This window comes from Glycomyces sp. YM15 (genome assembly GCF_016918015.1).
Taxonomy (GTDB): domain Bacteria; phylum Actinomycetota; class Actinomycetes; order Mycobacteriales; family Micromonosporaceae; genus Glycomyces.
Window position 1 is genome coordinate 84,260 of the sequence record NZ_JAERMK010000017.1, and the last position, 24,532, is coordinate 108,791.

Consider the following 24,532-nt stretch of genomic DNA (forward strand, 5'->3'; position numbering starts at 1 on the left):
CGCATGACTGCAGCAGAGAGCCCCGGTGAACGAGCGCTCGCGCTCGCCCGCGAACTCGCGCCCGACCTCGCCGAACGCGCCGCCGTCCACGACGAGCACGGCAGGTTCCCGAAAGCGGACTTCGCCGATCTGCGCGCGGCGGGCCTGTTCGGGCTCATGGTGCCCGAACGCCTCGGCGGATTCGGCGCCTCGTTCGCCGAGTACTCGCGCGTCGCCTCCGCCCTCGCGCGCGGCGCGGGCTCCACGGCGCTCGTCTTCAACATGCACGCCTCCGTCACCGGCGCGCTCGCACAGACCCCGGACGACCTCGTGCGCCTGCTCGGCGCCCCGAAGAGCTCCTTCGAAGCCCGCGACAAGGCGCTCGAAGCCGCGGCGGGCGGCGCGCTGTACGGCGTCGCGATGAGCGAACGCGGCAGCGGCTCGCGTCTTTCGAAGACCTCGACCGCATACCGCCGCACCAACGCCGGCTACCGCATCACCGGCAGCAAGGCGTTCGTCTCCGGCGCCGGGCACGTCGACGCCTACCTCGTCACCGCCCGCGAAGCGGACGCCGAGGAACCGCAGGTCTCCTACTTCCTCGTCCCCGCCGGCGAAGGCATCCGCATCGAGGAGACCTGGGACTCGCTCGGCATGCGCGCCACCGGAAGCCAGGACGTCCACTTCGACGTCGAAGTGGACGCCGACGCGCTCCTCGGCGGCGTCGAAGGCCTGACGCTCATGATCGCCGAAGCCATGCCGCAATGGCTCGTGGCCTCCTACTCCGCCGTCTACGCGGGCGTCGCCCGCGCCGCCGTGGACGCCGCCGCCGAGCACCTCCGCAGCCGCGGCCTCGGCCGCCTCCCCGCCGCCCGCGCCAGGCTCGGCCGCGCCGACACCGCCGTGGCCGCCGCCGAACTCGTCGTCGCCGAGACCGCCGCGCGGATCGACACCGCCCCAGGCGATCCCGAGACCAACCGCTGGGTCTGGCGGGCGAAGCTCACCGCCGGGGACACCGCCGTCCAAGTCGCCTCCTCCCTGCTCGAAGCCGCCGGCGCCTCCGCGTCCCGGCGCGGGCACCCCCTCGAACGCCTCTACCGCGACGCCCGCTGCGGCGCACTGCAACCGGCCACCTCCGACGTGTGCGCCGACTGGCTCGGCGTCGCCGCCCTCGGCGACGACCCCGACCACGACGCCGAGGTCCCGCGATGGTGACCGCCCGCATCGCCGGGATCGGCACCGCCTTGCCGCCCGCCTACAGCCAGGACGCACTGTGGGAAGACGTGTTCCGCTGGCACTTCTCCCGCAGCCGCGTCGCCCAGCGCATCTTCACCGCCTCCGCGGTGCGCTCCCGCCACACCGCCACCGACCCTGCCGAGTTCAAGGCCGTCGCCGACTGGACCACCGCCGAACGCATGGCCCGCTACAGCGAGGTCGCCCCGCCCCTCGGCCTCGAAGCCGTCCGGAAGGCGCTCGCCGCCGCAGGGACCGACCCCGAGGAGATCGGCCTCCTCACCGTCGCCACCTGCACCGGCTACCGGACCCCCGGCCTCGACGTCGAACTCGCGCGGATGCTCCCGCTGCCCCCCGACGCCCGCAGGCTCCTCATCGGACACACCGGGTGCCACGCTGCGCTCCCGGCCCTCGCCGCCGCCGCCGACTACGTGGCGGCCCACGACCGCCCGGCCGTCCTGCTCTGCCTCGAACTCACCTCGCTGCACCTGCAGCCCGCGTCCATCGACCCCGAGCAGATGGTCTCGCACGCCCTCTTCGCCGACGCCGCCGCCGCGCTCGTCCTGCGCCCCGGCGCCGCACCGGGACTGCGCGTGGTCGACATCGCCTCCCGCACCGACACCGCCCGCCGCCATCAGATGACTTGGGACATCACCGATCTCGGCTTCCGCATGGGCCTCTCCCCGGAGGTGCCCGACGCCCTCGCCGAACATGTCGGCCCGCTCGTGAAAGAGCTCCTCGGCCGCCACGGCCACGACGTGCGCGACGTCGCCGCCTGGGCCGTCCATCCCGGCGGCCCCCGCATCCTCGACGCCATCGACGAAGGCCTCGAACTCGAACCCGACGCGCTCGCGACCTCCCGGAACGTCCTCGCCGAACACGGCAACTGCTCATCGCCCACCGTGCTGCTCGTCCTGCAGGAGATCCTGGCCGCCGGACCCCCGGCCGGGCCGGTCGTGGCCCTCGCCTTCGGCCCCGGCCTCACCCTCTACGCGGCCCTCCTCGAACCCGACCGATAGCGGAGGACGGGCCCGGGGCATCGCCACCGGGCCCGTTCCGTACCGAGCGGAGGCTACGGCGAGAGCGTGAAGTTCGCTTCGGTCGCGTCGTCGGCGACGACGTCGACCGTTCCCGTCGCCGAGCCCGATTCGGCGTCCACCACCGTGAACTGCGACGATCCGGAACCGGCCGCGAAGGTCCAGTACACGCCGTCGTCGCCCGAGACGCCGTAGTGCCCGGAGGCGGTGTGGGCGACCACGGCGCCCGCGACCGGTGCGCCGCTCTGGTCGGTGACCGTGCCCCGCACGAGTCCGCCCGCGACCGGGGCGCAATCCGGCGTGCCGCCGACGAGGACGTCGTCGATCTGCCACCAGTAACCCGACCGGTAGGCGTGGTAGTAGTGGAACTTGAGCTGGGCCGATGTTGCTGCGGCCCAGGTGCTCAGATCCACGGTGACCGTGGTCTCCCGCATCGGCTCCGTCGCCGTCCAGGCGTCCTCCCAGGTCTGGCCGCCGTCGGTGCTGATGGCGACTGTCGCCTGCGAATACGGGAGGATCCCGTTGAAGTCGGTGGCGAAGGTCAGGACCGGCGACGGGGCGCTCGACAGGTCGAACACGGGCGAGACGAGGTCGGTGTCCATGGTGCCGCCGCCGGGCGGCCGGGCGAAGGCGAAGCCGCCCGAGCCCGGGGTGCGGTTGCCGTAGTCGTAGGCGTCGTCGAAGGTCCACGGCTCGGGGCCGCGGTTGTCCACGGCCCACCCCAGCGGCGTTGTCCCGGTCTCGAAGCCGGTGCCCAGCGGGTCGAACGCGTAGCCGGGCGCAGTGCAGCCGCTCGCGACCGGCACTTCGACGTGCAGGTTCGCCGCGTTCGCCTCGATCCGGACGGTCTGGTACCCGCCGTATTCGGGCGCAACGACCAGCTCCACGCCGCCGGTGGGCAGCGTCAGCTCGAACGCTCCGGTGAGCGGATCGGTCTCGGTGGCGACCTCGCCGCCCGCCGAAGCCACGGTCGCGGCCAGCGGCCAGTCGTGACCGGAGCCGTCGACCACGGTACCGGTGACCACAGTGGTGGGAAGCGGGGTCAGCGCGGCGTCGAACACGGCGGTCTGCCCGGCCGCCACGGTCACCGTCCCGGTGGCCGTCTGGTAGCCGAATTTCTCCACGGTCACCGCGTGCTGCCCGGTGAGGGCGAACGTCACGGCGTACCGGCCGTCGGCGCCGGTGGTGGCGCGGCGGTCGAACGCCCCGTCGAAGACCAGCTCCGCGTCCGCCAGCGGCGAGCCGTCGGGACCGGTGACGGTGCCGGTGATGGAACCGGAATCGCCGTCGGGCAGGGCCTGTGCGGCCGCGAAGGCGTCGATGCGCCCGTGCCCGTGGACGTTGTTCGCCTCGGCGGTGCCGCCGCACTGGTCGTCCTCGGTGTATCGAGCAGAGCCGGTGAGCATCTCGTAGACGAGGCCGTAGTCGCCGCGGAGGGCGGGCTCGGCCTCCATCATCAGGGCGATGGCCCCGGCCACGTGCGGCGCGGCCATCGAGGTGCCGCTTTGCGAGCCGTAGCCGCTGCCGGGCACTGAGGAGAGGATGCCCGACCCGGGGGCTGACACGTCGGGCTTGACGCGCCCGTCGCTGGTGGGCCCGCGGGAGGAGAAGTCGGCGATCGCGCCGCTGGAGCCGTAGGCGCCCACGGCGATCACGTTCGCGTAGGCGCCGGGGGCGTTGGCGGTGAGGCAGACCGGACCGCTGTTGCCCGCGGCGAACACCGGGATGATCCCGGCGGCGTGCCAGAGGTTCACGATGTCCTCGAAGTACGGGTCGTCGTCGCCGTCCCGGCCCCAGGAGTTGTTGATGATGTCGGGTGCTTCGGCCGGGTCGGCGTTGTTCCCCTGCGAGTCGGTGGGCGCGACCATCCACTGCCCGGCCTTGAGCACCGATTCCATGCTGCTGCCGTAGTAGTTGGCGGCGATCCATTCGGCGCCGGGCGCGACACCGATCTGGTTGCCCGCGCCGTCGTCGCCGACCATGGTGCCGACGGTGTGGGTGCCGTGGTTGCTGAGGTCGCACGGGGCGGCGCCGCAGCGGCCTTCGACGTCGTAGAAGTTGTAGTCGTGGGTGAAGGTGCCGTCGCCGTTGTTGCCCCGGTACTGGTTCACCAGCGCCGGGTGGTCGTACTGGACGCCGGAGTCGATGCTGGCGACGACGACGCCTTCGCCGGTGACGCCGAGCTGGTCCCAGACGGCGGGCGCGTTGATGTCGGCGACGCCCCAGCCCGCGGAGGCCGCATCGAGTGCGGTGTCGGCGGGTGCGACCGGTTCGACGGTCACGACTTCAGGGGTGTCGACGATGGCCGCGACCTCGTCGAACGCGGTGATGGTCTCGAGCAGTCCGGCATCGCCGCTCACCTTGAGCGTCGATGAGGCCCAATAGGACTCGTATGCCACGCCGGCTTCGTCGAGGGCGGCCCTCAGCTCGGCCTGGGAGGACTCCGCGAACGCCTTCGCCGCCTCGATGGCGGCCGCGCCCTTCTCGGCCTTGGTCTCGGCGTCGAATGCGGCGGAGTAGTCCGGGCCGCCGTCGAACTGGACCCAGAGTTCGGCTTCGCCCTCGGCGCGGATCTCGGCCAGCAGGTCGGGGTCGACCTTCTGTTCGGTGAGTGCTGTCGCGTCGGTCTCGGTCTGCGCCAAGGCGGGTCCGGCACCGGCGAATGCCGATGATAGCGCTCCCATTAGCGAGACGGCGAGTACTTGACGCCATCGTTGTGTACCTGACAAGACGGCTCCTCGTGGTGACGGGTGCAGGCGCCGGGGTGGGCGGCGCCGATCGCGATCGAGATGCAAGGGAAGTCGATTCCCTTGCGCCCCACCATGACAGGACATCAGCGCCGACCGAAATGGATATAAGCGAGAAATCATCGGGAACCATGTGGAAACCCCCGACGGAGTGCCGCAACTCACACACGCCGTCTCCATGCGGCGCGCCGTCAGGCGGTGACTCGCCCCCGGGTCCGGCGCCGCGGCCCAAGCGCATCGAGCGGAGCACGCCGGGAGCCCCGCGTCACTTTGCTGGCGCGGCCGCCGGTTCGGGTTCGAGCTTCGGCACACCCGCCTTGCGTCCCGTGCCGATGAGGCACGGGATCGCGGGCGACGAGACGACCCTCGGCCTCCCATGATCGCTATTCGGCCGTGACGCCGGACTGTTCCGCGTTCGCCGTCTGGCGGGTGCGGACCTTGCGGAGCAGCGGCACGACGACCACGGTCAGGACCAGGATCGCCACGAGCGTCCCGGAGACGGGGCGCTGCACGAACTCGGTCACGTCGCCGCCGAAGATCCGCATCGAGCGGCGGAACGACGCCTCCAGGAGCGAGCCGAGCACGAACGCGAGGACGAACGGCCCCGGCTCGAACCCGAGCTTGCGCATCCCGTAGCCGAGCAGCCCGAGCCCGATCACGAGCAGCATGTCGAACGCGTTGTTGCGGATCGAGTAGGTGCCGATCATCGTGATCACCACGGTGATCGGCGCCAGGACGCCCGGGCGCACCTTGAGCATCCGCACGAACAGCCCGATGAGCGGGATGCTCAGCACCAGCAGCAGGAGGTTCCCGAGGTACATCGAGTTCACGACGCCCCAGAACACGTCCGGGTGGTCGCTCATGAGCCCCGGCCCCGGCGTGATGCCCTGCAGCATGAGCGCGCCGAACAGCACCGCCATGGTCGCGTTCGCCGGGATGCCCAGCGTCAGCAGCGGAATGAACGACGAGGTCGCCGCCGCGTTGTTGGCCGACTCGGGTCCGGCGACGCCTTCTATGGCGCCCTTGCCGAACCGGGACGGGTCCTTCGCACTGCGCTTCTCGACGGCGTACGCCACCAGCGAGGACATGGTCGCACCGCCGCCGGGCAGGATGCCGAGGATGAAGCCGGTGACCGAGCCGCGCAGGATCGCCAGGCGCGACTTGAGCCAGTGCAGCCGGCCGGGGATCGCCCGCCCGAACGAGGGGACCGCCGTCTGGGGCCGGTTCCGGTGCTCGAGGTTGTACAGGATCTCGCCGACCCCGAAGAGGCCCATGGCGACGATGGTGAAATCGATGCCGTCGGCGAGCTGGTCGGTGCCGAACGTGAACCGCGGCGTGCCCATCAGCGGGTCGAGCCCCACCGTGGCCAGCAGCAGCCCCGCGGCCGCGGCGGCGGCGCTCTTGATGATCGACCCGTTCCCGAGCGTCCCGACCAGGAAGATCCCTATGAGCGCCAGGATCGTGTACTCGGCCGAGCCGAACGCCAGCGCGACGCCGGCCAGGGCCGGGGCGATGAACGAGAGCAGGATGATCGAAGCGGTGCCGCCGATGAAGGAGGCGATCGCGGCGATCCCGAGCGCGGGACCGGCCTCGCCGCGCCGCGCGAGCGCGTGCCCGTCGAGCGCGGTGACCACGGTGGAGGCCTCGCCGGGCAGCTTGAGCAGCACCGAAGTGATGGTGCCGCCGTACTGCGCGCCGTAGAAGATCCCGGCGAGCATGATGACGGCCGCCGTCGGTTCCAGGTTGTAGGTGATGGGCAGCAGGATCGCGATCGTCGCGGCCGGGCCGAGGCCCGGCAGCACGCCGATCAGCATCCCGACGGTGACGCCGAGCAGGCAGAAGAGGATGTTCTGCCACTCGAACGCCACCGCGAACCCGGAGAGCACGGAGGAGAAGTCCACGTTCGATACTCCAGTGGGGACTGATCAGAAGGCGATGAGGTGCGGAAGCGGCACGTTGAGCCCGATGATGAACAGCACGTATGCGACCGCCGTGACGGCCACCGACAGGACCGCGCTCGTGAGCCACGATTCCCGGCTGAGCAGCCGCAGCCACGCGAACAGCAGGAGCGCCGTCGGCACCTCGAAACCCACGATCTCGTACAGCGAGGCGTACACGGCGAGGCCGCCCGCGGCGGCGAGAACCGCCGCGGTCCCTCTTGTGAACGCCTCGGTGTCCCGGCGGGTCTTGGCGGTCACGGCGATGATCCCGATCCCGGAGGCCACGAGGAGTCCGGCCACGATCAGCGGCCAGAGCCCCGGCCCGGGCTCGGTGAGGCTCCCGATGTTCAATCCGAAGCTCAGCCAGGCGGCGACGGCGCCGAGCGCCACGGGGATCGCACCCGCGATGACCGACTGGACGCGCCCGCCCACTCGCGGCGCCTCAGCTTCGCCCTGGGCCGCTTCGGGTTCGGTATCGACCATGACCGCCTCGCTCATTCCGCGCTGCCGAGCGTGACGCCGGAGTCGGCGATCTGCGCGGCGAACTGCTCGGTGGCCTCGGCCAGGTGCAGTTCCGCCTCCATGCCGTCGACCTCCCAGCGCTCCATGAAGTTGTCCTGCAGGAACTGGCCGTACTCGGAGCCCTCGCGGGCCTCCTCGAAGGCGAGCGTCAGCGCGCCCACGACCTCGTCGGGGGTGTCGCCCGGGACGACGATGAACCGGCGCTGGTCGACGAGGATGTTGTGGCCGATCTCCAACGCGGTCGGCACATCGTCGAGGTAGACGCTGCGCTCCTCGGAGAACACGCACAGCGGCCGCATGTCACCGGCCGCGATGTGCGGCATCGTCTCCGCGAGCGACAGCGACGCCGCTTCGATGTCCTTGCCCAGCAGCGCGGTCACCGTGGGACCGCCGCCGTCGAACGGGACGTCGGTGGCGTTGACTCCGGCGATCCCGAACAGCAGTCCCGCCGAGAGCTGCGAACCGGTCCCCACACCCGTGGTCCCGAAGTTCACCTGGTCGGCGGCGAGCAGATCCTCAAGCGTCTGATAAGGAGAGTCGGCGTGCACCACGAGCACATAGCCCTCATTGGTCAACGTGGTGATGATGCGCAGGTCCTCGATGACCACCGCGTCGGGGTCGTCGACGACGAGCGGGCCGATGGCGAACAGCGACTTGACGGCGAGGGCGATCGTGTAGCCGTCCGACTTGCCCGCGAGTAGTTCCTTGAGCCCGACGGCGCCGTTGGCACCGGGCTTGTTCGTGACCGGAAGGGACTGCCCCAGCGGCGCTTCGGCGGCTTTGGCGATCGCGCGGCTGATCAGGTCGCCCGACCCGCCGGCGTCGAACGGGACCCAGAAGTCGACCGCGCGGGTCGGGAACGACGCGTTCGCCTCGTCAGCCCCGCCCTGCACCTGGCACGCCGACAGCGCGGCGAGGGGAGGCACGGCGGCGAGACCGGCGAGCAGTCCGCGTCGGGGGAAGGGGTGTTGCATTGTCTGCTCCTTTAAGCGATCGAATAGCCGCGAATTCACCCCAGGCAGGGGCGTTTCGGGTTGAACATCCATCCGGGGACAAGGTATTGCATAGCGGCCGCGTCGTCGCGCGCGCCCAAGCCGTATCTGGAATACCGCTCATGTGCTGCTTCCACCTGCGCCATATCGAGATCGACCCCGAGACCCGGCGCGGTGGGCACCGCGATCGCGCCGTCCGCGATGCGCGGGGGCACTGTCGTGAGGCGCTGGCCGTCCTGCCAGATCCAGTGCGTGTCAATGGCGGTGATCGCACCGGGCGCTGCGGCGGCGACGTGCGTGAACATCGCCAGCGACACGTCGAAGTGGTTGTTGGAGTGGGAACCCCACGTCAGGCCGAAGGCCTCGCAGGCCTGCGCGACCCGCACGGAACCGGCCATGGTCCAGAAATGGGGATCGGCCAGCGGGATGTCGACGGCGCCGCCGCGCACCGCGTGCGCGAACTCCCGCCAGTCGCAGGCGATCATGTTCGTCGCCGTCCGCATCCCGGTGGCGCGCTTGAACTCCGCCAGCACCTCGCGACCCGAGTAGCCGTTCTCGGCTCCACAAGGGTCCTCGGCGTACGCCAGCGCGCCGTCCAGTCCCCGGCACAGGTCGATCGCCTCGCTGAGCGACCAGGCCCCGTTGGGGTCCAGCGTGATCCGCGCGTCGGGGAACCGCTCGGCGAGCGCCGTGACGGCCTCGGCCTCCTCCGGTCCGGGCAGCACCCCGCCTTTGAGTTTGAAGTCCCGGAACCCGTACCGCGCCTCGGCCGCTTCGGCCAGGGCCACCACGGCCCCCGGCGTCATCGCGGCCTCGTCGCGCAGCCGCAGCCAATCGTCGTCCTCATAGGATCCGTCCCGGTACGGCAGGTCGGTGCGGCCCCGGTCGCCGACGAAGAACAGGTAGCCCAGGACGGGGACGCTGGAGCGCTGCGGCCCGTCGCCGAGCAGTTCGGCCACGGGGACGCCGAGGTGCTTGCCGAGCAGGTCCAGCAGCGCCGCTTCGAGGGCGGTCCGCACGTGCACGGTGACGCGCTGGTCGAAGGTCTGCTGCCCCCGCCCGGCCGCGTCCCGGTCGGCGAAGCGGCGGCGCACCGCCTCGAGGAGGGACCGGAACGCCCCGATCGACGACCCCAGTACGAGATCGGCGGCGTCCCGAAGGGTCTGCGCGATGGCCTCGCCGCCGGGCACTTCGCCCACGCCGGTGTTCCCGGCCTCGTCGGTGAGGATCACCAGGTTCCGGGTGAAGTACGGCGAGTGCGCGCCGGAGAGGTTGAGCAGCATGGAGTCCCGCCCGGCCACGGGCACGACCCGCATCGCGGTCACGGTGGGGGTGGTCGCCTGTTCCGCTGCGGCAGCGGCCGGTTCGAATCCGGTCATGACCCGGACGCCTCGATCAGCGCGGCGAGCGCGGCGAGTTCGCCCTCGCCCAGATCGGTGAGCGGCGGTCGCACCGGCCCGGCCGTGCGGCCCACGGCCGTCATGCCCGCCTTGACGATCGACACCGCGTAGCCCTTTCCGGCGTTGCGGATGTCGAGGTACGGCAGCACGAACGCGCGCAGCCGCCGGTACACCTCGTCGCGGTCCCCGGCGCGCACCGCGTCGTAGAACGCGAGCGCGAACGCGGGCACGAAGTTGAAGATCGCCGAGGAGTACGTGGTGACGCCGAGCTGGAGGTACGGGAGCGCGAAGGTCTCGGCCGTGGGGAGGCCGCCGATGTACAGCAGCCGGTCGCCGAGGGTCGCGTACAGGCGGGTCATGAACTCGATGTCGCCCACGCCGTCCTTGAACCCCACCAGGTTCGGGCACTCGGCCGCAAGGCGCTCCACAGTGGCGACGCTGTAGTCCGCATTGGACCGGTGGTAGACGATGACGCCCAGCGGGGTCGCCTCGCACACCGCCCGCACGTGCGCGGCGAGGCCGTCCTGCCCGGCCTCGGTGAGGTACGGCGGGAACAGCAGCACCGCGTCGGCCCCGGCCGCCTCGGCGTCCCGGGCGAACGCGACCGCCTGGGCCGTGCCCTGGCCCGCCGGGGCGATGATCGGGACGGCTCCGGCCGCCTCGTCGGCGGCGACGCGAACGACCCGCCCGACCTCTTCCGGTGTGAGCGAGAAGAACTCGCCCGTCCCGCCCGCCGCGAACAGGCCCGCCGCAGGGAACGACGCCAAGTGCCCCAGGTGCTTCCGGTAACCGGCCTCGTCGAAGGAGAGGTCGTGCTTGAAGTGGGTCACGGGGAAGGACAGCAGCCCCTCGCCCAGCGCGCGCTGGATCGCTGCGGGGGAGTATCGGGACATATGCGGAGATCTCCTGTGGTGTCGATGTGGCCCGTACCGTAACCCCCACGACTCATACCGGTCCAACACTGAATTGACATCGACTGATACCTTCAGAGCATGGCCACAGGAGACGTGGGATACACACTCGACCAGCTCCGCGGATTCGTGGCCGTCGCCGAAGAGGCCCACTTCGGAAGGGCCGCAGAGCGACTGCGCATGACGCAACCGCCGCTGAGCCGCCAGATCCAGCGCCTCGAACGCGTGATCGGCTTCGACCTCTTCGTCCGCACCCAGCGCGGAGCCGAACTCACCCCGGCCGGACGCATCTTCCTCGACGAGGCCCGGCGACTCCTGTCCACTGCGGACACTGCTCCGCTGCGCGCCCGCCGCGTCGCCGCCGGCACCGCCGGCACCATCAGGATCGGCTTCACCGCCGTCTCGGCCCTCACCGTCCTGGGGCGATGGATCAGTGTGGCCGCCGCCGAACTGCCCGGCGTCGACCTCGTCCTCAGTGAGATGGTCACCCACGCGCAGCTCGACGCCCTCCTCGCCGGGGAGATCGAAGTGGGCCTGGTGCGCCAGGTCCCGCGCTCGGACCTGCTCGACTCACGGCTCGTGGCAAGGGATTCGCTCATCCTCGCCGCCCCGCGCGACCACGTCCTGACCCGACTCGGGCGAACGCCCACCATGAGGGACATCGCCGAGCACGACGTCGTCACCTACTCGCCCTCAGAGGCCCGGTACTTCTACGAACTCGTCGTCGCCGCGTTCCAGCAGGCCCACCTGCGCCCGCGCTACGTGCAGCACATCAGCCAGGTCCACACGGTCCTGTCCGTCGTCAACGCCGGACTGGGCGTCGCGCTCGTGCCCTCCTCGGCGAGCGCGTTCAACCTCCCGAACCTGGTCTTCCTCGACATCGACGACCTGCCGCCGGACACCGTCGAACTCCACGGCGTCTGGCGCCACCGCCATGGCAACCCCGCGCTCGACGCCCTCCTGCGAGCCGTCTAGGACCTGGCCGCCGCGATCGACTCACGGCCGACGAACTCCGTCGGCAGCGCCGACTCGTCCTCCGATTCGCCGCCGTCGATCTCGGTCAGCAGCCGCCTGATCCCACGCTCCCCGAGGGCCGCCAACGGCATCCGGATCGTGCTCAGGGCCGGGGTCGGCAGGTCCGCCCCGAAGATGTCGTCGAACCCGATGATGCTCAACCGGCCCGGCACGTCCAGCCCGTGGTCGCGGCACTCCCGCAGCAGCCCCAGCGCGACCAGGTCGTTGTAGGCGAGGACCGCGCTCACGTCGGCGGCCTTGACCCGCCCGAACGCCTCGGCGCCGCCCTCGCGGGTCGGCGCGTTCGACTTGATCTCCACGATGGACATGTCCCATTCCACCGCGATCTCGAACGCGTGCTGCCAGCGCTGGCCGTTCATCCACGAGGCCTCGGGCCCGGCGAGGTAGGCGATCCGCCGGTGCCCGGCCTCGCGCAGCAGCTCCAGTGCGGTCGTGATCCCCGGCCGCACATCGGGAATGACGGCAGGGATGCCCTCGACCAGGCGGTTGACGACCACGAGCGGCTTCACCGACGAGAGGTCCTGGATCTGGTGATCCTCCAGGCGCGAGCCGACCAGCAGCAGTCCGTCCACTGAGGTCTGCAGTCGCTCGGCGGTGGCCCGCTCGAGCTCGGGGGATTCCTGCGAGTCGGCGAAGACGATCGTCATGCCGGTCTCGGAGGCGACCCGCTCGGCGCCGCGCACCAGGTCGAAGTACGCCGGGTTGGTGATGTCGGAGACGAGCAGGCCCAGTGTGCCGGTCTTGCCGGTCGGCAGGGCCCGCGCCATCGGGTTGATGCGGTAGCCGAGCTCGGCGGCGGCGTCGCGGATGCGCCGCTCGGTCTGCGCATTGAGGCGGCCGGGCTTGTTGAGCGCGCGGGACACGGTCGAAGGGCTCACCCCGGTCAACCGGGCGATGTCGTAGATCGTCGGGGGCGCCTTGCGCTCGGCGGCTCGGGTTCGGATGGCGGCGTCGGACTGCTCCATGCCTCCCCTTTCGCGCTTGTTGCCGGGGGTTGTCATCCGGCAATCGATTGGTGCCGCTCTGTCGGTTTGCGAGACAGGGCCTACCGAGCATACCGGAGGCCTGCCGCATTTGAAATGCCGAGGGCTCCTCGAAAAAGTGACTGGCAATCGGTTGACAATTGTTCAGTCACGTGTCGGCATATCGCTCATGACCTCGCCACGACGATGCGATACCGCCCCGTCCCCGCCCCCGGGACGGCTGGCAACCGACGGGCGGCGGGTTGACGGGAACGAGAAGGGCGTGTTCACTCGCGAACGCCGACCCGAGACGGCCGCTGCCGCCCGCGCCACTGCCGGACCGGCCTCGACGGCCACACGACCGGCCGATCCTCTTAGGAGCCCGCCATGATCATCGACAGAGCCGAAGTCATCGTCACCAGTCCCGACCGGAACTTCGTCACGCTCAAACTCACCACCGACGACGGCCTTACCGGCCTCGGCGACGCGACCCTGAACGGCCGCGAGCTCGCCGTCGTCGCCTACCTCAAGGACCACGTGGTCCCGCTGCTGCTGGGCCGCGACGCCCACCGCATCGAGGACACCTGGCAGTTCCTCTACCGCTCCGCGTACTGGCGGCGCGGCCCCGTCACCATGGCCGCGATCGCCGCAGTCGACATGGCGCTGTGGGACATCAAGGGCAAGGCCGCCGGGATGCCCGTCTACCAACTCCTCGGCGGCGCCTCCCGCACCGGCCTCCTCGCCTACGGCCACGCTTCCGGCAAGACCACCGAGGAACTCTTCGACTCCATTCGCTCCCACCAGGAGCAGGGCTACCGGGCCCTCCGCGTCCAGACCGGCGTCCCCGGCCTCAGATCCATCTACGGCATCGCCTCGAACGCCACCTTCGCGGCGATGCAAGGCGTCCGCTACGATCACGAACCCGCCCAGCGCGGCGCACTGCCCAATGAGGAGGACTGGGACACCCGCGCCTACCTGCGGCACGTCCCCAGCGTCTTCGAAGCCGTCCGGAACGAATTCGGTCCCGAACTCCCGCTGCTCCACGACGCCCACCACCGGCTCACCCCGATCCAGGCCGCGAAGCTCGGCACGTCCCTCGAACCGTACGACCTGTTCTGGCTCGAGGACGTCACCCCGGCCGAGAACCAGGAGGCCCTGCGTCTCGTCCGCCGGCACACCACCACCCCGCTCGCGATCGGCGAAATCTTCAACACCGTCTGGGACTACCAGCAGATCATCCGCGAACAGCTCATCGACTACGTCCGCTCCGCCGTCACCCACACCGGCGGCATCAGCCACCTCAAGAAGATCCTCGACTACGCCGCGCAGTACCAGGTCAAATCCGGCATGCACGGCCCCACGGACATCTCACCCGTGGGCATGGCCGCCGCGATGCACCTGGGCCTCGCCGTCCACAACTTCGGCATCCAGGAGTACATGCGGCACGGCGCCAAGACCGACCAGGTCTTCCAGCAGTCCTTCACCTGGACCGACGGCCGTCTCCACCCCGGCGACCAACCGGGCCTCGGCGTCGAACTCGACACCGACGAGGCCGGGAAGTACCCGTACGTCCAGGCCTACCTGCCCTACAATCGCCTCGCCGACGGGACCGTCCACGACTGGTGACATCGCGGGGCCGTCGCGACGATCCGCGCCGGCCCCGCGGCCCTGCGACGTTCCAGAACGGCCGCCGCCAGTCATCGGGCCAGGTCATGAATCGTTGAGGGCCTTGTGGAGGCGTGCCGCTTCTGCTGCGTTCGTGTTCGGGTCGGCGGTGCGGTAGGCGACGGCGATGTCCAGCGCGGGGCGGCTTGTTCGCCCCCCGATCGTGGTGAGGAGTCCGGCCCGGGCCGCTTCGAACCAGGCCGACTGCGCGGCGGTGTCGGGGCCGAGCTCGGTCACGTCGATGCCCGCGATGATCGCCCAGGAGACGGCCAGGTCGTACTCCGGATCGCCTGCGGTCGCGTTGGTCCAGTCGATGAGGAACGGGCCGTCGTCGGTGATGATCACGTTCTCCGGGTGGAGATCGAGGTGGAGCACCTTCCGTGTTCCGGCCCTGGCCATCTCGAATTCGCGCGTCGAGCTTGCCAGAAACCTGGGGGCGTCGATCTCGTGGAGGCGGTCGTGGAGATCGAGGAGGATCTTCGCGGCCTCGGGGACACCGATCGTCCCGGCGCCGACCTCGGCGCCGAGCGTGCGGCCGTTCAAGCGCTGCATGGTCATCTCAGCGCCGTCGGCGGCGAACACCTCCGGGACCGGGAACCCGAGGTCGTGGAGGTACCGCATCAACCGCGCCTCCGCCGCGGCGTCGAACGGGCCGCGCCGCAAGACCTTTCGGTCGTCGAGTGCGAACACCTGGGATGCGCGTCCCCCGCCGATCTGCTCCATGGCCGAAGCGTAGCCGCGGTGCCGTTCGTGTTCGGCGGGGATCAGGCCTTGCCGTCCTTGCGGAAGGGGGCGAGCGTCTCCCGGATGTCGCGGAGCTTCGCGTCGAATTCCGCTGCCGCTTCGGGGTCGGCTCGGCGCCACCGTTCCTGGATCTGGTCCATGGCGGCGCCCCGTCCCGACCTCGCCGGCGCCGGAGGCCTCATTGGGCGCGAAGAGGATGAACGAGACGGAGCCGAGGACGGCGGCGATGAGGTACCACCAGCGGCCGACCCGCTCGACGGTCTGGAACCAGCCCGGTTTCGGCCCGCCCCAGCCGGCCCTGAGGCCGTCGTGGCGATCCATGGCCGCTGCGATCTCGGCCTCGGAGGCGGTGGAGTCGGGCGCGATGACATAGAGGTTCTTCGAAAGGCGGTCTCGCGGAGCCATGTTGCGGCCGGCATTGCGGCCGCCCTCGCTCAGCGGGGGATGAGGCGCCGGAGCTGCGTCACGTGCCCCGGTTCCAGTTCTTCCAGGCTCGCCACGCCGAGGAGCTTCATCGTGCGTTCGACCTCTTCTTTCAGGATGGCGATCGTGCGGTCCACGCCGTCGCGCCCGCCCGCCATGAGGCCGTACAGGTAGGCCCGGCCGATCATCGTGAACCGGGCGCCCAGCGCGATCGACGCGACGATGTCCGCACCCGACATGATGCCCGTGTCCACGTGCACCTCGGTGTCCCGGCCGACCTCGCGCACCACCTCGGGCAGCAGGTGGAACGGGATCGGGGCGCGGTCGAGCTGGCGACCGCCGTGGTTGGAGAGCGTGATGCCGTCGACGCCCATGTCCGCCAATCGCTTCGCGTCCGCGACGGTCTGGACGCCCTTGACCACGAGCTTGCCGGGCCACTGCTCCTTGATCCAGGCCAGGTCCTCGTAGTCCACCGTGGGGTCGAACATGGTGTTCAGCAGCTCGGCCACGGTCCCCGACCAGCGGCTCAGCGAGGCGAACGCGAGCGGTTCGGTGGTGAGCATGTCGAACCACCAGTTCGGGTGCCTCGCCATGTCGAAGAACGTCTTCGCTGTCAGTTCCGGCGGGATCGCGAAGCCGTTGCGCTTGTCGCGCAGGCGCGCGCCCGCTACTGGAACGTCCACTGTGACCAGCAGCGTGTCGAACCCGGCCGCCGCGGCCCGGTCGACCAGGGCCATGGAGCGGTCGCGGTCCTTCCACATGTACAGCTGGAACCAGTTGCGGCCGCGCTCGCCACCGGCCTCCGCCACGTCCTCGATCGGCGTGGTGCCCATCGTGGACAGCGCGAACGGGATACCGGCCGCGGCAGCGGCGCCGGCGCCGGCCCGCTCGCCCTCGGTGTGCATCATCCGCGTGAAACCGGTGGGCGCGATGCCGAACGGCAGCGCGGACCGCCGCCCGAGCACGTCCCAGCCCGTGTCGAGCTTCGAGACGTCGCGCAGGATCGCGGGGTGGAACTCGATGTCGCAGAACGCCTGCCGCGCCCGGGCCAGGGACAGCTCGGCCTCGGCCGCGCCCTCGGTGTAGTCGAACGCGGCTCGGGGCGTGCGCTTCTTGGCGATCCGGCGCAGATCCTCGATCGTGAGCGCGGCTCGCAGGCGCCGCCGCTTGGCGTTGAGTTCCGGCTTCTTGAACTTCACCAAGGGCAGCAGGTCCTTGGGGCGGGGGAATTGTCGCTTCGTCATGGTTCGGGCCTATCAGGAGGTGGCGGGTGGATGCATCGTATAGACCGGGCGGCGCTCAAGCCCCCCAACCGGCCTGTGCGCCGCCCACGCGCTCGAGGGCGATCTTCTCGGCGTACCCGGAGTCGGCGAACGCCCGCATCGGGTCGGGCTCGAGGCCCTGCTCCTCGCGGAGTTCGGCGAGCAGCGGGCGGACGTCGGTGTTGTAGGCGTCCATCAGCACCGCGTTGGCCCCCAGCACCTCCCCGGCCGCCTGCGCGGCCCTGAGCGCATCCGTGTCCACCAGCAGTGCTTTCGCGGTCGCCTCCTGCACGTTCATCACCGACCGGATCTGGCCGGGGATCTTCGGCTCGATGTTGTGGCACTGGTCGAGCATGAAGTTCACGCCCGCATCGAGGCCGCCGCCCTGGGCGACCTCGTGCATGATGCGGAAGAGCTGGAAGGGGTCCGCCGCCCCGGCGATGAGGTCGTCATCGGCGTAGAAGCGGGAGTTGAAGTCGAACGCGCCGAGCCTGCCTTCGCGGAGCAGGAAGGCGACGATGAACTCGATGTTGGTCCCGGGGGCGTGGTGCCCGGTGTCGACCACGACTTTCGCCTTGGGGCCCAAGCGGAGTGTGTGCGCATACGCGGTGCCCCAGTCGGGCACGTCGGTGGCGTAGAAGGCGGGCTCGAAGAACTTGTACTCGAGGATCATGCGCTGCTCGTCGCCGAGCCGGGCGTAGACCTCGTCGAGCGCTTCTGCGAGCCGGTCCTGGCGGGCGCGGAGGTCGTCCTGGCCGGGGTAGTTGAGGCCGTCGGCGAACCAGAGCTTCAGGTCGCGGGAACCCGTGGCGTCCATGACGTCGACGCATTCGAGCAGGTGGTCGATCGCCTTGCGGCGCACGGCCGCAGTGGGGTGGCAGACCGAGCCGAGCATATAGTCGTCGTCTTGGAAGGTGTTGGAGTTGATGACGCCGATGGCGACGCCGCGCTCGGCGGCGTGGGCGGCCAGCTCGGCGTAGTCGTCCACTTCGTCCCACGGGAGGTGCAGCGAGACCGTGGGTGCCGCACCCGTGTAGCGGTGGACCTCGGCGGCGTCCGCGATCTTCTCGAACGGATCGCGCGGCACGCCGGGCTGGCCGAAGACCTTGAAGCGGGTGCCCGAGTTCCCGTAGGCCCACGAGGGAACCTCGATGCTCAACCCGCGCAGCGCCGCCTTCACCAGGGGTGCGTCCATGGCCCGTGCTCCTTCCCCCGGTCGGTACCGGAGACGTTTATATCGATTCAACACTTGAAATTGCCGTTCACCTGGATGCTGTTGCCAGGTGCTCACCTGTTCGACGCCGAAACTCGATGGTGAGATTGAATCGTTTCATTCAGCTGCCGGGCCTGAGCCTACCCCACTGGCCGCTGCGGCACCAGACCCCGGCTCCGGAGCGTCGCAAGCGCACCGGAGCCGGGCCGGATCACGAGCCGTTCCGCAGCCAGACCGTGGTCTCGGCGGGCAGCTCGCCCTCGATCGGACCGCTCGACAGCAGCACCTCGCCGGCGGGCAGCGGCACGGCGGTCGCGCCGAAGTTCGCCACGGCCTCCCAGCCGTTGGCCCGCCGCAGGTGCAGGACCTGCGGTTCGGAGGCCACCCACGTCAGGGACTCGTCGGTCTGGAGCCTGCGCCGCAGCGCGAGCGCGTCGCGGTACAGGTTGAGCGTCGAGGCCGGATCGGCCGACTGCGCCTCGACCGAGACCGGTCCGAACCATTCCGGTTGCGGCAGATGGGCTTCGCCGCTGCCGAACCCGTACGACTCGCCCTGCTCGGTCCAAGGGATCGGCACGCGGCAGCCGTCGCGGCCCACGTCCACGCCGGGGCTGCGGAAGAAGGTCGGGTCCTGCCGTTCCGCGTCCGGGATCTCCGCGACCTCGCCCAACCCGAGCTCTTCGCCCTGGTAGAGGTACGCGCTGCCGGGGAGCGCGAGCATGAGCAGCGTCGCGGCTCGGGCGCGTCGCAGCCCGGCGGCCGCGTCGACCTCGGGTTCCGTGCCGCGAGAGAGGAGCCACGCGCGGTTGTGGTGGCGCGGCCGGTCACCGTTGGGCGGCAGGCCGTACCGGGTCGCGTGGCGCACCACGTCGTGGTTGGAGAACACCCAGGTCGTCGAGGAGCCGCTGGCCGCGGCCTGGTCGAGGTTGTCGACGATGATCCTGCGGAACGCCCCCGCGTCGAAATCGGCTTCGAGCAGGTCGAAGTTGAACGCCTGGCCCAGACCCGAGTCGCTGGCGTAGCGGGCGCGGCGCGAGGGCGGGTCGACCCAGGCTTCGGCGACGGCGATGCGCGGCGGGTCGTACTCGTTGAAGACGCCGCGCCAGTCGGCGTAGATGTCGTGCACTTCGTCGCGGTCCCACAGCAGGTGTGTGCCGGTGGCGCGGTCCATCTCCCGGAGTTCGGCCTCGGAGGGCAGGTCGTCGGGCAGGTCCTTCGCGAGGGCGTGCGCGACGTCGACCCGGAAGCCGTCCACGCCCCGGTCGGACCAGAAGCGCAGCGTCCTGAGGAAGTCCGCGCGCACCTCTTCGTTGCGCCAGTTGAAGTCCGGTTGCTCGGGCGCGAACAGGTGGAGATACCACTGGCCGTCGCCCACGGGCTCCCACGCCGGGCCGCCGAACATGCAGGTCCAGTCGGCGGGCGGCAGTTCGCCGTTGCGGCCGAGGCCGTCGCGGAAGACGTACCGGTCGCGTTCGGGCGAGCCCTTGGGCGCGGCCAGCGCCTGCTGGAACCATTCGTGCCGGTCGGAGGAGTGGTTCGGAACGATGTCGACGATGAGCTTGATGCCAGCGGCGTGGAGGGCCGCGATCATCGCGTCGAAGTCGGCGAGGGTGCCAAGGCGCGGATCGACGTCGCGGTAGTCGGCGACGTCGTAGCCGCCGTCGGCCAGCTCGGAGGGGTAGAACGGGCTGAGCCACACGGCGTCGACCCCGAGCCGGGCGAGGTAGTCGACGCGAGAGGTGATGCCGGGGAGGTCGCCGATGCCGTCGCCGTTCGCGTCGGCGAAGCTGCGCGGGTAGATCTGGTAGACGGTGGCCTGGCGCCACCAGTCGGCGTCGGTCCGCTGCGGCGGGGTGGTGTCGGTGGTGCTGGTGAGCAGCTCGGTCATGGACGAGAGCCTTTCAACGATTGGTATCCTGATTAAATCTAGGTGTTAAATCAACTCCGTCCGCCATACTGGTACACGGGAAGGCGAGGTGTCAAGAGGCGTGGCCGATATCGACGACAGGGCCGGGTTCTCGCAGAAGCGCGCGAACGCGGCCGCCGTGCTGGACTACGCCTGGGACCGCGGGGCGTTCACCGCGAGCGACGCCATCGAGGCGACCGGCCTGACCCGCTCCACGGTGATCGCGCTGGCCGACGACCTCGTGGAGCGCGGCTGGTTCTGCGAGCTCCCGAACGCGCGCGCGGCGGGGGAGTACCGCAAGGGCCGTCCGGCCCGGCGGTACGAGCTGCGGTCGAGTGCGGGCGTGGTCGTCGGCGTCGACGCCGGCCAGCACTGCGTCACCGCCGCCGTCGCCGACCTGCGCGGCCGCGAACTGGCCCGCGCGTACACCGAGATCGACGAGGACAGCGCCGAGCAGCGCCTCACCGTGGCGGACACCGTGATCGCGAAAGCGCTCGGCGACATAGGGCTGCAAGAGCGGTCGATCCTCTGCGTCACGGTCGGCGTGCCCGCCCCCACCGACCTCCACGGCGTCTCTCCCGAAGGGGAACAAGGGTTCTGGTCCCGCATGAACCCCGGGTTCGCCGCCCACCTCCGCGAACGGGGCGAGCGGAGCGGCTGGCTCATCGAGGTCGAGAACGACGCCAACCTCGCCGCGCTCGCCGAGGGCGCGCTCGGCGCGGGCGTCGGCGCCTCCTCGTACATCACCCTCATGACGGGGGAGCGGCTCGGCGCGGGCTACGTCGTGGACGGCCACCTCGTGCGCGGCAAGCGCGGCGCCGCAGGTGAACTGCGGCTCCTCTCCCTCGTCGAAGGGGTCGGCTCGACCCAGGGCATCGCGGCCCTGCTCCGCACCTGGGCACTCGAAGCGCGCGCGTCGGGCACAGTGGATGCATCGAGCCCGATCCTGAAGACCCCCGAAGCGAAGCTCGGGGCGGAGGTCGTCTTCCGCACTGCCGAATCAGGCGACCCGGCCGCGCTGGCGCTCCTCGACCGCATGGCCGAGCGCCTCGCCCGCATCTGCGCGGTCCTCGGCGGCCTCCTCGACGTCGAGCGCATCGTCTTCTCCGGGGCGGTGGCCGACTCCCTCGGCCTGCTCCTGCCCCGCACGGCCGCCCGCCTCGACGAGCTGACCCACTCGCCCGCTCCCGACCTGGCCGCCTCCACTCTCCATGGCGGGGTGGTCAGCACCGGTGCGGTCGTGCGAGCCCTGCAGATCGTCCGCGCCAACGCGATAGCCCTCGAACCTCTTGACCCAATACGGGAACAAACTATTCCGTTCTGATATACTGGTTCGGCATCGCTCCACCGCACGAAAGCGAGTCGCCATGAGCCTCAAACCCGAACCGATCCCCGAGGGCTACGGCACGGTCACGCCGTGGATCGTCACCAGCGACACCGCCCGAGTCATCGAGTTCATCAAGGCCGCCTTCGGCGGTGAGGAACTCGGCCGCGTCGAAGGCCCCGTGCCCGGCCGGATCGGCCACGCCGAAGTGCGCATCGGCACCTCGATCGTGCTGCTCTTCGACACGCCGTTCAAAGCGGACACACCCGCCTTGCTGCGGCTGTACGTCGAGGACGCCGCAGCCGTCCTCGAACGCGCCGTCGACGCCGGAGCGACCATAGTGACCCCCTTGACCGACGTCCAGGCCTGGGGCGACCGCGTCGCGAGACTCCGCGATCCGCTCGGCGACATCTGGTGGCTCCAAGAGCGCGTCGAGGCCCCGAGCCCCGAAGAAGCCATGCGCCGCATGGGAGAACCGAAGTACCTCGCAGCCATGGAGCAGACCCAGGTCATGGACGCGCCCGGACTGATCTGAACGCCGGAGTGCCGGGGCGCGGAGCCCCGGCCCTCCGCAGCGCCTACTCGGCGCGGATGTCGTCCACGTAGACCGTGCCCGTGGTCGTCGTCCCGCCGTAGCCCAGGTACAGGTTGAACGCCGACACCTCCGCCAGGTGCTCCGCATCCAGCAGCTGGTCCGCGTGCCCGGTGTCCCAAGGGGCGGGCCTGAACTCGCTGAACGGCGCGACCACCTCCGCCCCGGTCGTGTTCGAGAGCCCCGTGTTGTACTCGAAGTACGCGCCCTTCGACACGACCTGGATCGTGGCCCCGTTCGTCGAGCCGTCGCCCTGCAGCCACAGCTTCAACGCGCTGAACGCCGTCCAGTCCGCGCCCACCGACCTGCCGATGCCCGTGTACCCCGCGTTCGAGAAGTCGTACGAGTACGCCAGACCGTAAGCGCCCGAGGCCTTGTGGTCCGCCGAGAGCCTCGTCGTGTTCGAGTTGACGTGGCTGTACGCCTCGCTCAACGTCAGGTCGTCCCCGGCGTACCCCTCGAAGTCGTCGATCCACCCCGCCGGGAGCGGCTCGACCTCGCCGAGGAACACCAGCGCCGAATCGGTGTAGGTCCTCGCCCCGACCTTGGCGCTCACCGACACCGTAACGGTCCGGTTGTCCAACCAGGACGGATCGATCGTCCACTTTCCCGAGTAGAACCCCGCCGAGTCCCGGGTCAGCGTCACCGGAGCGCCGCCGTCGATCGAGTACGTCGCCCTCCGCGAGGTCGCCGAGGTCAGCCGCATCCGGATCGTCGCCTCCGCCGTCGTGATGCGCTGGCGGTCGGTCGGCGTCACCAGGTGCAGGAACGGTGCGCTCGGCACCGCGCACGTGGGCGCGTCGAACACGCCCTCCAGGTCGGAGGCGAAGAGCGAGTACGGGTCCTCATAGAAGGCCACGAAGTCCGGCTCCATCGCGTGCCCGGGGAACGGGACGTACGCGCGGTTGTCCCCGCCGAAGTTCGCCCAGGTGAGCATGTGCGACACCCGGCTCGCGGCCGTGTCGTCCTGCAACGCGCCCAGGAGATCGGTGAACCAGTTCAGGTTCCGCCCCTCGTCGCCGGACTCCCCGAACTCCGTGAACGCCGGCACCTTGCCTCGCTCGTCGGCCAGGCCCACGACCATCGCCAGGTCCTTCACCGTGGCCGCCAGCCACTCCGGCGAACCCGCCGAGTTGTCGTACGCGTCGTAGCCGAGGATGTCGACGAACTCGTCGCCCGGGTAGGTCTTCAGGTACACCTGCGGGTCGCCGCCGAAGCCCGAGTTCGGCGAGTACGAGTACAGCAGGTTGTGCACTTTCCTGGTGTCCCGCAGGTACTCCACGGTGTAGCGGAAGATCTCGATGAACTCCGCCGACGTGCAGTGCCCGGCCCCCCACCAGAACCATCCGCCGCTGTTCTCGTGGAACGGCCGGAACACGACCGGGATCAGCGTCCCGTCAGGACGCTTGGCGCCCTTGACCGCCGCCGCGATCCGGTCGAGGAACTCGTTGAAGTCCGCGTGCTTCGGCCCGCCCGGGAGGATCTGGCTCACCACGCGGCCCGTCGTGTCCCAGAAGTCCCCGCCCGTGACGAAGTTGTACATGTGCGCGCTGAGCACGTTGATCCCGCCGAGCGCGTCCGACTTCTCGAAGGCCCAGCTCAAAGCCTCGATGTTCTGCTCGACGGTCCCGCCGTACACGCCAGGCTTCTGGAACCCGTTGAGGATCAGCGTGTCCCAGCCGAACACGGCCGGGTAGTCGCCCGTCGTGGCCTCCACATCGGAGGTCGTCTCGGTGAAGGTGTCGAAGGTGAAGCCGTCGGTGAGGGTGTGCTCATGGCCGAACAGGATGCCCTGACCCTGCTGGTCGAGCATGTATTGGAACAGCGCCCGCGTCTCGGGGGTCGCGCAGTCGTCGGCGATCTTGACCCGGGCGTGCCGGGCGGTCGTCGCCGCACTGGCGGCGAGCGGCATGCCGGCGGCCGCGACGGCGGCGGCGCCCAAGGTGATCACGGCGCGCCGGGGCGCGCGGAATGCGGAGAAAGGCACTTGCGTCTCCTTTGGAACGAAGGGCCCTCGCAGGAGGGGGTTGGATCCGGTGTCTGGCTATGACCTGGGGTTTCAGAAACTGAAGCGGTTAAGCCGATCACAGGATATCCATAGGTATTCATCGATGTCAACGGCGGCGACGCGCCTTCCGGTCCGCTTGACCGGTTCGGCGGGCCGCCAGGGCCGCGCTGCCCTCCTGCCCCATTAGCGGGCTGCGGCGCCGGTCGGGCGGGCAGAATCGGAGGGAACCGAGGAGGAACGACTATGGACGTCAATGTAGACCGATCGAGCGTCGCCATGGGCGACGACACCTACCCGCACGCCAGGACCATCGACCTGCCGGAGTCGAGCACGATCGCCGAGGCGATCGCGTACCTGCGGCAGCGGCGGTTCCTCGCCGCGATCGCCGGCGGGCGCGCGACCTGGATCCTCGAAGTGAACGGCAACCCCACCGCCGTGATCGCCCAGCAGTGGGCGGAGCCGAAGTTCCTCACCGACCCCTCGCACACGCTCGGCTCCTTCGGGAACGAGGTCTCCCTCATGTTCCGCTACCGCGCGCAGATCGACCCCGACGACCTCTTCGACACCCTCGAAGCCGGAGAGGCCCCGCCCGGGACGTGAGACGGGCCGGCGAAGTGCTCCGTCAGCACCGCACGTCAAA

Annotated in this window: 19 protein-coding genes; 7 read left to right on the plus strand and 12 right to left on the minus strand. The window is 70.3% G+C overall.

The window, feature by feature from the left end; translation table 11 throughout:
* Nucleotides 1-3: 3 nt before the first annotated feature.
* On the plus strand, nt 4-1,191 hold the full coding sequence (locus JHY01_RS18605) for an acyl-CoA dehydrogenase family protein (RefSeq protein ID WP_205327168.1): 1,188 nt from the start codon (nt 4-6) through the stop codon (nt 1,189-1,191).
* The gene (locus JHY01_RS18610) at nt 1,185-2,228 is read left to right on the plus strand and encodes a type III polyketide synthase (protein WP_205327169.1); all 1,044 of its coding nucleotides are present in this window, start codon (nt 1,185-1,187) and stop codon (nt 2,226-2,228) included. The genes JHY01_RS18605 and JHY01_RS18610 overlap by 7 nt, the downstream gene beginning before the upstream one ends.
* Nucleotides 2,229-2,281: 53 nt before the next feature.
* On the opposite strand, the gene JHY01_RS18615 is transcribed toward JHY01_RS18610, so the two are convergent.
* From JHY01_RS18615 to kdgD, 6 genes are all read right to left on the minus strand, one after another.
* Nucleotides 2,282-4,888, minus strand: coding sequence for a S8 family serine peptidase (locus tag JHY01_RS18615; RefSeq protein WP_205327170.1), 2,607 nt, complete (start codon nt 4,886-4,888; stop codon nt 2,282-2,284).
* A gap of 488 nt (nt 4,889-5,376) precedes the next feature.
* Nucleotides 5,377-6,894: a tripartite tricarboxylate transporter permease gene (locus tag JHY01_RS18620; RefSeq protein ID WP_205327171.1), complete on the minus strand. Its 1,518-nt coding sequence runs from the start codon at nt 6,892-6,894 to the stop codon at nt 5,377-5,379.
* Nucleotides 6,895-6,918: 24 nt separating this feature from the next.
* Nucleotides 6,919-7,416 (minus strand): tripartite tricarboxylate transporter TctB family protein, encoded by a 498-nt coding sequence (locus JHY01_RS18625; protein WP_205327172.1) that lies wholly within the window; start codon nt 7,414-7,416, stop codon nt 6,919-6,921.
* Between the two features lie 11 nt (nt 7,417-7,427).
* Nucleotides 7,428-8,429 (minus strand): tripartite tricarboxylate transporter substrate binding protein, encoded by a 1,002-nt coding sequence (locus JHY01_RS18630; RefSeq protein WP_205327173.1) that lies wholly within the window; start codon nt 8,427-8,429, stop codon nt 7,428-7,430.
* Between the two features lie 35 nt (nt 8,430-8,464).
* A complete protein-coding gene (locus JHY01_RS18635) occupies nt 8,465-9,763 on the minus strand; it encodes an enolase C-terminal domain-like protein (RefSeq protein ID WP_374199546.1) in 1,299 nt (432 codons plus the stop codon).
* A 59-nt stretch (nt 9,764-9,822) separates the two neighbouring features.
* Nucleotides 9,823-10,740: a 5-dehydro-4-deoxyglucarate dehydratase gene (gene kdgD, locus JHY01_RS18640; protein WP_205327175.1), complete on the minus strand. Its 918-nt coding sequence runs from the start codon at nt 10,738-10,740 to the stop codon at nt 9,823-9,825.
* 99 nt (nt 10,741-10,839) lie between these two features.
* On the opposite strand from kdgD, the gene JHY01_RS18645 reads away from it, so the two are divergent.
* Nucleotides 10,840-11,733, plus strand: a complete 894-nt coding sequence (locus JHY01_RS18645; protein WP_205327176.1) for a LysR family transcriptional regulator — start codon at nt 10,840-10,842, stop codon at nt 11,731-11,733.
* Here the strand turns inward: JHY01_RS18645 and JHY01_RS18650 are convergent.
* A complete protein-coding gene (locus JHY01_RS18650; protein ID WP_205327177.1) occupies nt 11,730-12,758 on the minus strand; it encodes a LacI family DNA-binding transcriptional regulator in 1,029 nt (342 codons plus the stop codon). The two genes, JHY01_RS18645 and JHY01_RS18650, sit on opposite strands and share 4 nt — an antisense overlap.
* 384 nt (nt 12,759-13,142) lie before the next feature.
* Between JHY01_RS18650 and manD the strand changes: the two genes are divergently transcribed.
* The gene (manD, locus tag JHY01_RS18655; protein ID WP_205327178.1) at nt 13,143-14,381 is read left to right on the plus strand and encodes a D-mannonate dehydratase ManD; all 1,239 of its coding nucleotides are present in this window, start codon (nt 13,143-13,145) and stop codon (nt 14,379-14,381) included.
* 84 nt (nt 14,382-14,465) lie between these two features.
* Here the strand turns inward: manD and JHY01_RS18660 are convergent, their stop codons facing one another.
* The 4 genes from JHY01_RS18660 to JHY01_RS18675 all read right to left on the minus strand — a co-directional run bounded on the left by JHY01_RS18660 (nt 14,466) and on the right by JHY01_RS18675 (nt 19,950).
* A complete protein-coding gene (locus JHY01_RS18660; protein WP_205327179.1) occupies nt 14,466-15,143 on the minus strand; it encodes a phosphotransferase family protein in 678 nt (225 codons plus the stop codon).
* Nucleotides 15,144-15,598: 455 nt separating this feature from the next.
* Nucleotides 15,599-16,831: an alpha-hydroxy acid oxidase gene (locus tag JHY01_RS18665; protein WP_205327180.1), complete on the minus strand. Its 1,233-nt coding sequence runs from the start codon at nt 16,829-16,831 to the stop codon at nt 15,599-15,601.
* Nucleotides 16,832-16,886: 55 nt separating this feature from the next.
* Nucleotides 16,887-18,044, minus strand: coding sequence for an L-rhamnose isomerase (gene rhaI, locus JHY01_RS18670; protein ID WP_205327181.1), 1,158 nt, complete (start codon nt 18,042-18,044; stop codon nt 16,887-16,889).
* A 229-nt stretch (nt 18,045-18,273) separates the two neighbouring features.
* Nucleotides 18,274-19,950, minus strand: coding sequence for a glycoside hydrolase family 13 protein (locus tag JHY01_RS18675; RefSeq protein ID WP_205327182.1), 1,677 nt, complete (start codon nt 19,948-19,950; stop codon nt 18,274-18,276).
* Nucleotides 19,951-20,050: 100 nt separating this feature from the next.
* Between JHY01_RS18675 and JHY01_RS18680 the strand changes: the two genes are divergently transcribed.
* Both JHY01_RS18680 and JHY01_RS18685 read left to right on the plus strand, forming a co-directional pair.
* Entirely contained in the window at nt 20,051-21,292 is a 1,242-nt protein-coding gene (locus JHY01_RS18680) for an ROK family protein (RefSeq protein ID WP_205327183.1), read from the plus strand.
* 43 nt (nt 21,293-21,335) lie between these two features.
* On the plus strand, nt 21,336-21,827 hold the full coding sequence (locus JHY01_RS18685; RefSeq protein ID WP_205327184.1) for a VOC family protein: 492 nt from the start codon (nt 21,336-21,338) through the stop codon (nt 21,825-21,827).
* A 43-nt stretch (nt 21,828-21,870) separates the two neighbouring features.
* Here JHY01_RS18685 and JHY01_RS18690 read toward each other — a convergent pair whose 3' ends face one another.
* Nucleotides 21,871-23,871 (minus strand): glycosyl hydrolase, encoded by a 2,001-nt coding sequence (locus JHY01_RS18690; RefSeq protein WP_205327185.1) that lies wholly within the window; start codon nt 23,869-23,871, stop codon nt 21,871-21,873.
* A 264-nt stretch (nt 23,872-24,135) separates the two neighbouring features.
* Between JHY01_RS18690 and JHY01_RS18695 the strand changes: the two genes are divergently transcribed.
* Nucleotides 24,136-24,492, plus strand: coding sequence for a hypothetical protein (locus JHY01_RS18695; protein ID WP_205327186.1), 357 nt, complete (start codon nt 24,136-24,138; stop codon nt 24,490-24,492).
* The last annotated feature ends 40 nt before the right edge of the window (nt 24,493-24,532 follow it).

Excerpts from the sequence above, each read along its gene's own strand:
- JHY01_RS18605 (WP_205327168.1), top strand. The coding sequence starts at position 4 with ATGACTGCAGCAGAGAGCCCCGGTGAACGAGCGCTCGCGCTCGCCCGC.
- JHY01_RS18610 (WP_205327169.1), top strand. The coding sequence starts at position 1,185 with ATGGTGACCGCCCGCATCGCCGGGATCGGCACCGCCTTGCCGCCCGCC.
- JHY01_RS18625 (WP_205327172.1), bottom strand. The coding sequence starts at position 7,416 with ATGGTCGATACCGAACCCGAAGCGGCCCAGGGCGAAGCTGAGGCGCCG.
- JHY01_RS18630 (WP_205327173.1), bottom strand. The coding sequence starts at position 8,429 with ATGCAACACCCCTTCCCCCGACGCGGACTGCTCGCCGGTCTCGCCGCC.
- JHY01_RS18635 (WP_374199546.1), bottom strand. The coding sequence starts at position 9,763 with ATGCGGGTCGTGCCCGTGGCCGGGCGGGACTCCATGCTGCTCAACCTC.
- kdgD (WP_205327175.1), bottom strand. The coding sequence starts at position 10,740 with ATGTCCCGATACTCCCCCGCAGCGATCCAGCGCGCGCTGGGCGAGGGG.
- JHY01_RS18645 (WP_205327176.1), top strand. The coding sequence starts at position 10,840 with ATGGCCACAGGAGACGTGGGATACACACTCGACCAGCTCCGCGGATTC.
- JHY01_RS18650 (WP_205327177.1), bottom strand. The coding sequence starts at position 12,758 with ATGGAGCAGTCCGACGCCGCCATCCGAACCCGAGCCGCCGAGCGCAAG.
- manD (WP_205327178.1), top strand. The coding sequence starts at position 13,143 with ATGATCATCGACAGAGCCGAAGTCATCGTCACCAGTCCCGACCGGAAC.
- JHY01_RS18660 (WP_205327179.1), bottom strand. The coding sequence starts at position 15,143 with ATGGAGCAGATCGGCGGGGGACGCGCATCCCAGGTGTTCGCACTCGAC.
- JHY01_RS18665 (WP_205327180.1), bottom strand. The coding sequence starts at position 16,831 with ATGACGAAGCGACAATTCCCCCGCCCCAAGGACCTGCTGCCCTTGGTG.
- rhaI (WP_205327181.1), bottom strand. The coding sequence starts at position 18,044 with ATGGACGCACCCCTGGTGAAGGCGGCGCTGCGCGGGTTGAGCATCGAG.
- JHY01_RS18675 (WP_205327182.1), bottom strand. The coding sequence starts at position 19,950 with ATGACCGAGCTGCTCACCAGCACCACCGACACCACCCCGCCGCAGCGG.
- JHY01_RS18685 (WP_205327184.1), top strand. The coding sequence starts at position 21,336 with ATGAGCCTCAAACCCGAACCGATCCCCGAGGGCTACGGCACGGTCACG.
- JHY01_RS18695 (WP_205327186.1), top strand. The coding sequence starts at position 24,136 with ATGGACGTCAATGTAGACCGATCGAGCGTCGCCATGGGCGACGACACC.